An 11,533-nucleotide genomic window follows, 5' to 3' on the forward strand; every position below is an offset into this window, starting at 1 on the left:
GACGCTGTCCAGCCGGTTACCGCCGCCGGGCGAGCGGACGGCGCGGCCCGTCCGCGCCGACGGTGCCGGCCCGGGGCGGACCGGCGGATCAGGTCGCCCGCCCCGGCGGAACGGGCTCCCGCCGACCGGCGCCGAGGACGGCGCGCAGGCCGTCGGCGAAGGTGCGCCGCCAGTTCACGTAGTCGTGGCCGCCCCGGTATTCGGCGTAGCTGACCTGGTGGCCCCGCGCGACCAGCAGGTCCCGGAAGCGGCGGCTGACCGAGAGCTGGTCGAGCTGGCCGGGCCGGGGGCAGGTGTTCTCCCGGTCCCCCACGTCCAGGTAGAACCGTACCGGCGCGGCCGGCCACCCGGCGTACGCGCGGGTCAGCCACTCCCGCTCGGCCGGTTCCGCCGACGCCGGCCACCAGAAGCTGCCGGACTGGGCGATGACCGCGCCGAACGCGCCGGGCTCGGCCAACGCGACGTACGCGGCGGCGAGCCCGCCCAGCGACGAGCCGGCGACGACCCGGCGGGCGGGGTCGTCGGTCACCGGCCAGCGGCGCCGGGCCCAGGGCAGCAGATCCCGGGTGACGAACGCGCGCAGCGCGGCCGACGGGCGCAGTTCGTCGATCCGGCGCGTCCCACTGGAGGCGGTGACGAAGAGCGCCATGGTCGGCGGGATCCGGCCGGCGGCGATGAGGTTGTCCAGGGTGGTGGGGACGCGCAGCAGCGCCCGGGCCAGGTAGCCGTCGAAGACCACCAGCAGCGGCAGCGGCCCGTCGGCAGCGGCGGCCGGCCGGTAGACCGCGACCCGCCGCCGCCCGCCCCACGCGGTGGTGCGCACGCTCGCGCTCAGCAGGGTGCCCCGTGGCACGCCGGGGCGGGGCCGGCTCCACGGATCGTCGGGCGCCCGCGGCAGCTCCAGCAGGGACGCCCACAGCTCCCGGTCGTTGGGGTCGGCGGGGTCGGCCGGGAAGCGGAACGGGCGGTGGTTGAGCGGGTCCAGGTGGGTGGGGCCCCGGCCGGTCGCGTCGGTGGGCAGGTCGGTCGCGCCGTGCCGGAGGAAGTAGATGGTGTGCAGGTCCAGCGGCAGCCGCTCGGAACCGTGCCACACGTCGGTTCCCGGCACCCGGCGCAACGGCAGGTTGATCCCCCAGCCGGTGCTGGTCTGCGCGGCCTCGCCGCGCCACAGGAAGGTGACCAGGGCGCTGTCGCTGTCGACCCGCTCGACCAGCGGGGTGCCCCGGTCGGCCATCTCCCGCCAGAACTCGGCGAGCACCGGGGCGCCGTCGGCGCTGAGGTCGTGCAGCAGGCGGTCGATGCGGGGGCTGGTCTCCGGCACGGCTGGTCCCTGTCTGGTCGATCCGGTCGAAGGTGCGGGTGGTCGCGCGCGGTGGTGGATGGTCGGTCGGTTCCGGCGGCGGGGCTGGGGACGGTGCACGTCGCCGTCCCGCCGCCGGCACCGGCACGCCCCGTGGCGCGCCGGTCGGCCCCGGCTTCAGTTGCCGCTGGGGTTGCTCGCACTGGTCGTCTCCACCTTGTCCAGCTTCCGGATGACGATCTGCTCCACGGTTCTCACCTCCCTCCGAGGGGGTCGGGACCGGCCGCGCCCGCCCGGTGACCGGCCGACCGACCAGCCACCGGACGCGCTCCGGGCGCAGCACGTGCGGCAGGACCCGGCCGGAGCCGGCGACCTCGACGCTCATCGGCGCGCCCCCCGGCCGGCGACGACCGCCGCCTCGACGGGTGTCCCGCCGCAGCCCGCCGGGCAGCTCGGGTGCGGCGGGTGGGCGATGAGGAAGTGCTGGTCGGGGGCGACCAGGTTGATCCCCTGGAGCTGACCGGGCCGGACGGCCGGCACGCCGGTCAGCAGGGCAGTCGCCAGGTGGGCGGCGAGGTGCCCGGAGAGACCGGCCGAGGACGCGCTGACCGCGCTGCTGCTCTCCCGTTCCACGGTGTACTCGGCGGCCGGGTCGTCGCGGCAGCGTTTGTCGTGCTCGGCGAGCCAGAAGCACTCGTAGCACGGGCCCACCCGGGGCAGGTACGCCGCCGCCGTCACCACCGGGCCGTGGTACCCGGCGTCCACCCAGGGGGTCGCGGTGCCCAGGCACACCCGGTTGGCCCAGGCCCGGATGGCGCCCGGCCGGTCGGCGCAGAGCAGCAGCACGTCGCAGCCGGCGACCAGCCGTAGCAGGTCACCCGGCCCGCGCACCTCGGACCGCTCGCCGGTGACCTCGATGTCGGAGTTGAGCCGGCGCAGCCGGGCCACCGAGGCGTCCACCTTGGGTCGACCGATGTCGTCCTCGACGTACATGGTCTGACGGTTGAGGTTGGACAGCTCGACCACGTCGGGGTCGACGCAGTGCAGCCGGCCGACCCCGCCGGCGGCCAGGGCGAGCGCGGCGGCCCCGCCGGTGCCGCCCAGCCCGAGCACGACCGCGCGGGCGCGCTTCAAGGCGAGCTGCGGCTCCCACGAGGTGGCGCGCGGAACCAGGTCGATCCAGCGGTGGAACCGCCGCCCGCGATCGTGGCGCTCCCGGTCGCGGGCGGTGAGTTCCGGCGGGTCGGGGGCCGCCGCGTCGTCGAGGTACCCGGCGGCGGCGAACTGGTCGAGCGCGGTACGGACCGCACCGGCGTTCTCGCCCGGGTGCGCGGCGAGCACGTGCCGGACGATCTCCTCGGCGCTGCGGGTGCCGTCGGCGGCGCACAGCGTCGTCCAGATCGCTCCGGTGGCATCGAGCACCTCGGCCGCGATGCCGTAGACCGAGCCGCCCACCCGGACCCGACCGCCCGGCAGCCGGTGCAGGCCGTGCTCGGGTTTGACCTGGGGATACCACCCGGACGTCGCCAGTGCCATCGATCCTCGCCCCCGAACGGCAGATCGCTGTCCCGAGGATCAGACTGGCGGAGCCGAGCCGGCAACGCAACACCCCGGGGCCGAACGGTTACCGATCGGTACCCACGCCTTCGGGCGGGGTGGGTCAGAGGGGCCGGGGCTGGGGCTGGTCGGGGGGCATGGGGATCTGGAGGTAGGTGGTGCCGCGCAGGTCCAGCCAGGCCCGGTCGGGCGCCCGGACCAGGCGCAGCATCACCGCCGCGCAGGCCGGGCAGCGGGCGACCAGGCCGGGGGCGTGCGGGTAGACGTGCAGGCCGGCCAGCGGGCCGGTCATGCCGCACGACTGGCAGCGCCCGGTGGCGGCGCTCAGGTCGACGGCGAACAGCTCGCGCAGCGGGCCGTCGAGCATGTTGCCGTCCAGGTAGGACATCTCGGTCATCGGGTCTCCTCGGCAGGGTCAGGGCCGGATCGGCTGGTGCCGGCCGCGCCCGGCGGCTGGCGACCGGCCGGCCCGGCCTTCGGGTCAACCGGTCGGGCCGAACCGTTCGGTGCGGACCCGCCGGGGCTGGTGGCCCAGGCCCACCAGCAGGTCCGCCACGGTCTCGACGAAGCCGGTCGGCCCGCAGACGTAGCAGAGCGGCTCCAGGTCGGGCGGCCAGCCGTGGGTGTTCACGTCGGCGAGCCCGATCCGGTGCGGCTCGCCCCGCCACCCGTCGGGCGCGGCCCGGGTGTACACGTACGCCACGTCGAGGCCCTGGTCGTCGCGGGCGCGGCGGCGCAGCTCCCCGGCGTAGAACACGTCGGTCGGGGTGCGCACCGAGTAGACCAGCCGGAACGGCGCCCGGCTGCCGGCGGCCCGGCGGGCCCGGACCATCGCCATCAGCGGCACCACGCCCGAGCCGCCGGCGACCAGCAGCACCGGTGCGGTCTCCGCCGGCCGCCAGACGAACCAGCCGCCGACGGGGCCGCGCACCTCCACCGGGTCGCCCGGCGCCCAGACGTCGATCAGGTACGGCGACACCTCCCCGTCGGGCACCCGCTGCACGGTCAGCGCGATGCGGTCGCCGTCGGCCGGCCCGGCGAGGGAGTACGACCGGACGGCCTGGTACCCGTCGGACGCGGTGAGCCGGACGTCGACGTGCTGGCCGGGGAGGTGCCCGGGCCAGCCGGGCACGTCGAGGACGAGGGTCTGCGCGGTGGGCGTCTCGACCCGGCGCTCGGCTAGCCGGGCCACCCGCCAGGTCAGCGGGGCGGCCAGCGGGGCGGTCAATCGCCGGCGTAGCGCTGCTCGCGCCACGGGTCGCCGTAGTCGTGGTACCCGGCGGTCTCCCAGAAGCCGGGCTCGTCCATGGTCTTGAGCCGGATGCCGCGCACCCACTTCGCGGACTTCCAGAAGTACAGGTGGGGCACCAGCAGCCGGGCCGGGCCGCCGTGCTCGGCGGGCAGGTCCCGGCCGGCGAAGCGGTGCGCCACCCAGGCCCGGCCGCCCAGCAGGTCGGCCAGCGGCAGGTTGGTGGTGTACCCGCCGTAGGAGTGGACCAGGGCGTAGGCCGCGTCGGTGTCGACGCCGTCGAGCAGGACGTCCAGCGAGACGCCCTGCCAGGTCGTCGCGAGCTTGGACCAGCGGGTGACGCAGTGGATGTCGACGGTCGGGGTGTCCTGGGGCAGGGCGGTGAACTCCGCCCAGGACCAGCGGCGCTCCGCGCCGGTCTCGGTGGTGACGACGAACTCCCACGTGTCCGGCCGCACCTTCGGGGTGGGTCCGGCGGAGAGCACCGGGAAGTCCTCGGTCAGGTACTGACCCGGTGGCAGGGCCGGCTCCGCCGAGCGGGGCCGGCCCTGGAAGCCCGGTGACACGATTCCCACGAGTCAGTCGTACCACCTGCGGGATCGCGGCGGTCCCGTTCACCCGGACCCGCCGGGGTGGTCAGTGCCGGTCGACGACGGTCTCCCTGTCGCCCGGCGCGGCGTCGCGGGTGGCCCGAAGGCTGGTGAGCGTGACGACGACCAGCACGCCGATGATCACCCCGAGCGAGGCCAGCGTGGGGATCTGCGGCACGCCCGGCCAGATCCCGTGCGCCCAGTGCAGGCCGAGCTTGACGCCGATGAAGGCGAGGATGACCGCCAGGCCGTAGCTGAGGTGCACCAGCCGGCTCAGCGCGGCGTGCAGCACGAAGTACAGCGCCCGCAGGCCGAGCAGGGCGAAGGCGTTGGTGGCGAAGACGAGGTACGGGTCCTCGGTGATGCCGTACACCGCGGGCACCGAGTCGACGGCGAAGACGATGTCGGTGGCGAGCACCGCGACCACCACGAGGGCGAGCGGGGTGAGCGCCCGACGGCCGTTCTGCCGGACGGTCATCCTCGTGCCCTGGTACTCCTCGACGACCGGCATGAACCGGCGCAGCAGCTTCACCGACCGCATCCGGTTGATGTCCACCTCCTGCTCGTGGCCGGAGAGTGCGTCGCGGAGCAGCTTGACGGCGGTGGCGATGAGGATGACCGCGAAGACCAGGAAGGCGAAGTCGAGGGTCTGTAGGGCCGCCGCGCCGAGGGCGATGAAGATCGCCCGCAGCACCAGCGCGCCGGTGATGCCGTAGAGCAGGACCCGCTGGGCGAGCACGGCGGGCACCGCGAACGCCGCCAGCAGCAGCATGAAGACGAACAGGTTGTCGACCGAGAGGGACTTCTCGACCAGGTAGCCGGTCAGGTACTCCACGCCCTGCTGGGAGCCGAACCGGGACCAGATCCAGGCGCCGAAGGCCAGCGGCAGGGCGACGTAGAAGGCGGACCAGCCGAGCGCCTCCCTGATCGACACCTCGTGCGGCTTGCGGGTGACGAGGAAGTCCAGCACCAGCAGGGCGAGCACGCCGGCGATGGTGACCGCCCAGAGCGTCGGCGTGCCCACCGACGACAACTCACCGGCAGACAGATACGACAATTCGGTCATGGGGTCCCCTCGAACACCGTGTCATGTTCGAGGTCTCCTTCACCCACCGTGTCGTGGGCAACCACCCGAGGCGCGCTCCGGGCACGCCGTACTGACCGGAATGGTTCGTGGGAAGTACTCCCCTCGTGCGACAAGGTTAGGCCAGCCTCGGCCGACTCGCCAAGCCATCATCCCGGCCGTCACCAGCGGTGATCGGGGCGGAACCGGCCGCCCAGGGATCGCGGCGAGGACGCCCGGGACGGCCCGGGCCATGCCCGCCGGGCCTCGCGGTGGTCGCGCGGGCGGACTCCCGGCACCCCACGGGACAAACACGGAACGCCTATGGTGGCCCGATGGACGAGCGCGCGAGCCACCCCGACGCGGACCGGCCGGCGGCCGGCGGGGCCGGTCCCCTGGCCGGGGTGCGGGTGGTCGAACTGGCCGGCATCGGCCCCGGCCCGTTCACCGCGATGATGCTGGCCGACCTGGGCGCCGACGTGGTCCGGGTGGACCGGGCCACCGACGTCGACCCGGCGGCGTTCGGCACCCCGCACCCGGACCTGCTCAACCGGGGCCGCCGCTCCGTCGCGGTGGACCTGAAGTCGGCCGGCGGCCGGGACGCGGTGCTGGCCCTGGTCGGCCGCGCGGACGCGCTGGTCGAGGGCTTCCGCCCCGGGGTGACCGAGCGGCTCGGCCTGGGCCCCGCCGACTGCCACGCGGTCAACCCCCGCCTGGTGTACGGGCGGATGACCGGCTGGGGGCAGGACGGTCCGCTCGCCCCGTACGCCGGGCACGACATCGACTACCTGGCGCTGACCGGGGCGCTGCACGGCATCGGCCGGGCCGGTGAGCGCCCGGTGCCGCCGCTGAACCTGCTCGGCGACTTCGGCGGCGGCGGGATGATGCTGGCCCTGGGCATCGTCTCGGCCCTGTACGCCGTCCGGGCCGGCGCCCCCGGGCAGGTCGTCGACGCGGCGGTCGTGGACGGCGTGGCGACGCTGTCCACCCAGGTCCACGCGCTGCGCCGGCTCGGCATGTGGCGGGACCCGCGCGGGGTCAACCTCCTCGACGGCGGCGCGCCGTTCTACGACACGTACGAGTGCGCCGACGGCCGCCACCTCGCCGTCGGCGCGCTGGAGCACCGCTTCTACGCGGAGCTGGTCCGGCGCACCGGCTTCCCGCTGCCCGGCGACGACGCGCCGGACCGCGACGACCCGGCGAACTGGCCGGCGCTGCGCGCGGCGTGGGCGCGACTGTTCCGCACCCGCACCCGGGACGAGTGGACGGCCCTGCTCGGCTCCTCGGACGCCTGCGTCGCGCCGGTGCTGGACTGGCGGGAGGCACCGGAGCATCCGCACCTGGCGACCCGGAGGGTGTTCGTGGAGCACGCCGGGGCGACCCAGCCGGCGCCGGCGCCCCGGTTCTCCGGCACGCCGACGGCGCTGCGCCGGCCGCCGCCGCACCCTGGCGAGCACACCGACGAGGTGCTGGCGGAGGCTGGCCTCGCCGCCGACCGGATCGCCGCGCTGCGCGCCGCCGGCGCGGTCGCCTGAGGGCCAGCGGCCCCCGGCACCACCCGCGGCACCCGGCCGGCCGGGTGCCGCGGGTGGCCGGATCGGCCGGGTCACCCGCTGCCGACAGGCGGTCAGGGTCGGCGCGGGGCGGCGGCCCCCGGGGCGAGCGCCGGTTCCACCATCTCCCGGTAGTCGCGCGGCAACTGGACCACGATGTCGTCGAACTCCCCGCCGGCGATTGCCTCGCGCAGGGTGACGAACACGATCCGAACCGCCTCCCGGGCGGCCCGCTCGTCGAGCCTGGCCCGCTGGCCGACCCGGGCCACGAACTCGGCCGCGCCGAACCGGTCGGCGGCCTCGGTGTCCGGGCTGGGCCGCAGGACCAGTTGCAACGGCTTCGGCAGTTGCGCCGCGAGGTCGAGCACCTCGCCGCCGGTCAGCCGCTCCGCCAGGGTCTCCAGCGTGGCCCGGGTCAGCTCCACGGCCCGCTCGGCGGGGACCGTGGCCCGCCGGGCCACCTGGTCGACGAACGTGTCGTAGTTCATGGCGGTGCTCCTTCCGCTGCCTCGGGCCGGTCGCGTACCCGCCGCGCGGGGCCGGAAACGGCGACCGGCCGGTACGCGATTGCCCGCCACGGACGGGCGTGGGTGGCCGACAGGTGGGTAACCGCGGCCGGTCGCGAACCGGATCGAACCGGCGAGGAGCCCACACCATGGCGAGTTACGACGACGTCCTGCGGTACCTGTCCAGCCTCGACTACCCGGCCGGGAAGGCCGACGTGGTGCGCGAGGCGGAACGGGAGGGCGCGCCGCCGGAGGTGTTGCGCGCGCTGCGGGCCCTGCCCCCGGTCGACTACGCCAACGGCAACGAGGTGGCCCGGTCCGCCGGGATCGACGCCGCCCCCGAGGTCGGCCGGTCGCAACGCGCGGCGCAGGCCCGGGAGCCGCACACCCGGGTCGCGCAGCACCTGCGGCGCATCTGAGCACCGCGCCGGCGCGGGCGGGTGAGGGCGCGACCGGTGCGCGGTAGGGACGGGCACACCCCGGCGGTGGTCCAGCTCGCCGTGCTCGGGCTGGCCGGCGGGCTGGGCGGCGGCCTGTTCGCGCTGGTCGGCCCGCCGTCGCTCGGCCCCATCGTGGGCTGGGACACGGCCGCGCTGAGCTGGCTGGTGCTGGTCTGGCGCACGCTGTGGTCGTCGGACGCCGAGCGGACCGCCCGGCTCGCCGTCCGGGAGGACCCGAACCGGCCCACCCGCGATCTGCTGCTGCTGGTCGCCTGCCTGGCCAGCCTGGTCGCGGTCGCGGTCGTGCTGGTCACCGCGCACGGCGCCCGGCCCGGGCCGTCCCGGGACGCCTACAGCGCGCTGGGCGTGGCCAGCGTGCTGCTGTCCTGGCTGGTGGTGCACACCGTCTACACCGCCCGGTACGCCCGGATCTACTACGGCGGACCCGACGGCGGGGTGGTGTTCCACCAGGTGGAGCGCCCGCGCTACTCGGACTTCGCCTACCTGGCGTTCACGGTGGGAATGACCTTCCAGGTCTCCGACACGAACCTGACCAGCAACGAGATGCGCACGACCGTGCTACGGCACGCGCTGGTGTCGTACCTGTTCGGCGCGGTGATCATCGCCGCGACGGTGAACCTGCTGGCCGGACTGGTCGGCTGAGCGGGTCGGAGACAGGCGGGCGCCCCGGGCCACGAACCGCGACCCGGGGCGCCACGCAGAACCTGTCTCCCGACGGAGACCGCGACCCGAACCGGGTCGCACCGCCGGGCGGCCCCGCCCACCCGAACCGGGCGGACTCGACTGCCGAGATCATCATAGCGTCTGCCATCGTACTTACGGTCAGATTTCGAGGAACTGTGCGCCGGCACACGTTCAGCCGGCCAGCTCGGCGTACCGCTTCTCCAGGTCCACCCGGGCCAGCGCGCCGACCAGCCAGGCCAGCCGCTCCGACTCGCCGCTGCCGGCCAGCCGGGCGAGGTCGGACGCGGACCGCCCCAGGCCGAGCCGGCGGGCCGCGGCGAGCGCCCGCCGGTCCGCGACCGGGGCCACCTCCCGCCACAGCGCCTGCGCCTCGCGCAGGAACAGGTCCACCACCTCGGCCTCGACCCCGGGCAGCTCGGCCAGCAGCACCCGCTCGCCGGCCGGGTCGTGGTGCGCCGTGGCGCGCAGTCGACGCAGGTCGCCCCGGTACCGCTCCACCACGGCGCGGGCGAGGTCGCCCAGGGTGTCGGCGAGGGCGTCCACGTCGCCGCGCTGCCCGGTCGCCCGCAGCACCCGCACCCGGTCGGCGTGCAGCGAACGGGCCATCCGGGCCGCGCTGTCCCAGCCGGCGTCGCGCAGCGCGACGGCGGTGTCCACGGCCCGCCGGAAGTCGCCCCGCCGGGCCAGCAGGACCGACAGGACGAGGAGCTGGAACAGGTTGGACGGGTTGTTGGTGACGCGGAACCCGTACTGCTCGGCGAACCCGCGCCCGCTGCCGGCGAGCCGGCGTACCATGCGCTTCTTGTCCTCGATGCTGGAGATCGTGGTGGTCGGCATGCCCGCGACTACCCGCGCCGCCGGCCGCCACGCCTGCGCCCCGGGGCAGGCCGGCCCCGCCCGGGCTCAGGCCCGGACGTCGCCGTGCCGGGTGCGGGCCTTGAGCCGGGTGGTCGGCAGCGCGGGCGCCGGCAGCGGCGGCGCCCCGTCGTCGGCCACCGTCCCGAAGCGCGGGTCGCCGGCCATCCAGTCCTCGCGGGCCGCGGCGACCTCCTCGTGCGACCGGCCGACGAAGTTCCACCACATCACCAGCGGCTCCTCGAACGGTGCGCCGCCGAGCAGCAACAGCCGGCTGCCCGGCGCCGCGCCCAGGGTGAGGCTCTCCCGGCCGGCGCCGAGGTAGAGCAGCGCGCCCGGCTCCAGCGGTACCTCACCCACCTGGGCGGAACCGGACATCGCCAGCAGGCCGTACTCGAAGTCGCGGCGCAACGGCAGCCGGGACGGTGCCGCGCCCCGGGCCGTGAGCTGGGCGCCGACCAGCGGGGTGTGCAGCGCCGCCGGGGACCGCTCCCCGCCCAACTCGCCGGCCAGCAGCGTGACGTCGAGGCCGCCGTCGCGCCACACCGGCAGGTCCGCGTGGTGGGCGAAGTCGGGTGCCGCGGCCCGCGCCGGGTCCGGCAGGGCCACCCAGAGCTGTACGCCGTGCATCACCGGCGGATGCGCCGCCGGCGACCGCTCCGAGTGGGCGATGCCGTGGCCGGAGGTCATCACGTTGAGCTGCCCCGGCCGGATCGGCTGGACGTTGCCGAGGCTGTCCCGGTGCACGATCTCCCCGTCGAGCAGCCAGGTGACCGTCTGCAACCCGGTGTGCGGGTGCGGCGGAACCTCCATCCCGGGCCGCTCGGCGACGTCGTCCGGCCCGAAGTGGTCGACGAAGCACCAGGCCCCGACCATCCGGCGCTGGCGCTGCGGCAGCAGCCGGCGCACCGTCGTGTAGCGGCCGAGCGGCACGTCGTGCCCGGGCAGCAACACGCTGCCCGGATCGGTGGCCGCCACACCGGGCGGTCGCGTCTGTGCCGGCAGGGATTCGGTACGGTCCACCGCCCGACTGTACGCTCAGGCCCTCTCGATGGTCACCGCGTTCGCCCCGGCCACCAGGTCGACGCTGCGCTCCCACTGCGGTCCCCGGCAGGGAACCGCTGGCTCCAGACGCGCAGACGCCGCTGGCCGGTCCCCGGGGTGTCGGGGACCGGCCAGCGGCGTTGTTCGGTACGGGTCAGCTGTTCCAGTGTTCGGCGACCAGGTCGGCGGCCTGCTGTTCCCACTGCGCGTACGCGTCGGGGTACGCCGACACCTGCACCGTCTGCGCGGCCTCGGTCAGCGGCATGTCCCGCCACCCGTCAACCTGCTTCAACCCCTTCAGGAACGCCAGGGTCGAGTGCTCCGGATCGGTGATCTGCTCCGGCGAACCCCACCCGGACGACGGACGCTGCTGGAACAGACCCAGCGAGTCATGGTCGTTACGGTCACCCAGGTGACCCAGGTTCTCCAGCTTCGACTCCTGCAACGCGGTACCGACCGAGACGACCGCGGCCCGCTCGTCCAGGCCGGCCTTCTTCGTCGCGGCGACGATCGCCTTGACGTTGGCGGTCTGCTCACCGTCAAGCGTGATACGCGACTGCTCGCCCCGCACACCGTGCGGGATCAGCCTGCCCTTGTCGACGCCCGGCTTGTCGACGCCCGGCTTGTCGGCCTGCACGGCGACCGCCTTCGGGGCCGACTCGACGGCCGGG

13 protein-coding genes are annotated in these 11,533 nt (G+C 75.3%); 3 read left to right on the forward strand and 10 right to left on the reverse strand.

Features of this window, described 5'->3' with window-relative positions; all coding sequences use genetic code 11:
- Positions 1 to 88: 88 nt before the first annotated feature.
- The 6 genes from C5N14_RS09900 to C5N14_RS09925 form a co-directional block, all read right to left on the reverse strand.
- Positions 89 to 1,321 carry an alpha/beta hydrolase-fold protein gene (locus C5N14_RS09900; protein WP_243639369.1) on the reverse strand — a complete coding sequence of 411 codons (1,233 nt, stop codon included), beginning with the start codon at positions 1,319 to 1,321 and terminating at the stop codon, positions 89 to 91.
- A gap of 360 nt (positions 1,322 to 1,681) precedes the next feature.
- Complete coding sequence (locus tag C5N14_RS09905) at positions 1,682 to 2,836, reverse strand: ThiF family adenylyltransferase (RefSeq protein WP_117667689.1); 1,155 nt, start codon at positions 2,834 to 2,836, stop codon at positions 1,682 to 1,684.
- A 124-nt stretch (positions 2,837 to 2,960) separates the two neighbouring features.
- Positions 2,961 to 3,254, reverse strand: coding sequence for a DUF6510 family protein (locus C5N14_RS09910; RefSeq protein ID WP_117667691.1), 294 nt, complete (start codon positions 3,252 to 3,254; stop codon positions 2,961 to 2,963).
- A gap of 84 nt (positions 3,255 to 3,338) precedes the next feature.
- On the reverse strand, positions 3,339 to 4,085 hold the full coding sequence (locus C5N14_RS09915; protein ID WP_243639370.1) for a ferredoxin reductase: 747 nt from the start codon (positions 4,083 to 4,085) through the stop codon (positions 3,339 to 3,341).
- On the reverse strand, positions 4,082 to 4,672 hold the full coding sequence (locus C5N14_RS09920; RefSeq protein ID WP_207892685.1) for a sulfite oxidase-like oxidoreductase: 591 nt from the start codon (positions 4,670 to 4,672) through the stop codon (positions 4,082 to 4,084). The genes C5N14_RS09915 and C5N14_RS09920 overlap by 4 nt, the downstream gene beginning before the upstream one ends.
- 70 nt (positions 4,673 to 4,742) lie before the next feature.
- Positions 4,743 to 5,762: a TerC/Alx family metal homeostasis membrane protein gene (locus C5N14_RS09925; protein WP_117667696.1), complete on the reverse strand. Its 1,020-nt coding sequence runs from the start codon at positions 5,760 to 5,762 to the stop codon at positions 4,743 to 4,745.
- A 332-nt stretch (positions 5,763 to 6,094) separates the two neighbouring features.
- Between C5N14_RS09925 and C5N14_RS09930 the strand changes: the two genes are divergently transcribed.
- On the forward strand, positions 6,095 to 7,294 hold the full coding sequence (locus C5N14_RS09930) for a CaiB/BaiF CoA-transferase family protein (protein ID WP_117667698.1): 1,200 nt from the start codon (positions 6,095 to 6,097) through the stop codon (positions 7,292 to 7,294).
- A 92-nt stretch (positions 7,295 to 7,386) separates the two neighbouring features.
- On the opposite strand, the gene C5N14_RS09935 is transcribed toward C5N14_RS09930, so the two are convergent.
- The gene (locus tag C5N14_RS09935; protein ID WP_117667700.1) at positions 7,387 to 7,800 is read right to left on the reverse strand and encodes a DUF2267 domain-containing protein; all 414 of its coding nucleotides are present in this window, start codon (positions 7,798 to 7,800) and stop codon (positions 7,387 to 7,389) included.
- A 167-nt stretch (positions 7,801 to 7,967) separates the two neighbouring features.
- Here C5N14_RS09935 and C5N14_RS09940 point away from each other — a divergent pair, with 167 nt between their 5' ends.
- Positions 7,968 to 8,237, forward strand: a complete 270-nt coding sequence (locus C5N14_RS09940) for a DUF2795 domain-containing protein (protein ID WP_117667702.1) — start codon at positions 7,968 to 7,970, stop codon at positions 8,235 to 8,237.
- A 36-nt stretch (positions 8,238 to 8,273) separates the two neighbouring features.
- A complete protein-coding gene (locus C5N14_RS09945; protein WP_207892673.1) occupies positions 8,274 to 8,921 on the forward strand; it encodes a DUF1345 domain-containing protein in 648 nt (215 codons plus the stop codon).
- Between the two features lie 213 nt (positions 8,922 to 9,134).
- Here C5N14_RS09945 and C5N14_RS09950 read toward each other — a convergent pair whose 3' ends face one another.
- The 3 genes from C5N14_RS09950 to C5N14_RS09960 all read right to left on the reverse strand — a co-directional run.
- Entirely contained in the window at positions 9,135 to 9,800 is a 666-nt protein-coding gene (locus tag C5N14_RS09950; protein ID WP_117667704.1) for a hypothetical protein, read from the reverse strand.
- A gap of 66 nt (positions 9,801 to 9,866) precedes the next feature.
- On the reverse strand, positions 9,867 to 10,841 hold the full coding sequence (locus C5N14_RS09955) for a pirin family protein (protein WP_117667705.1): 975 nt from the start codon (positions 10,839 to 10,841) through the stop codon (positions 9,867 to 9,869).
- Positions 10,842 to 11,016: 175 nt separating this feature from the next.
- Positions 11,017 to 11,533: hypothetical protein (locus C5N14_RS09960; protein ID WP_243639372.1), on the reverse strand; the 517-nt coding region annotated here is incomplete at its 5' end.

Origin of the sequence: Micromonospora sp. MW-13, from assembly GCF_003434305.1 — a bacterium.
Lineage (GTDB): Bacteria > Actinomycetota > Actinomycetes > Mycobacteriales > Micromonosporaceae > Micromonospora.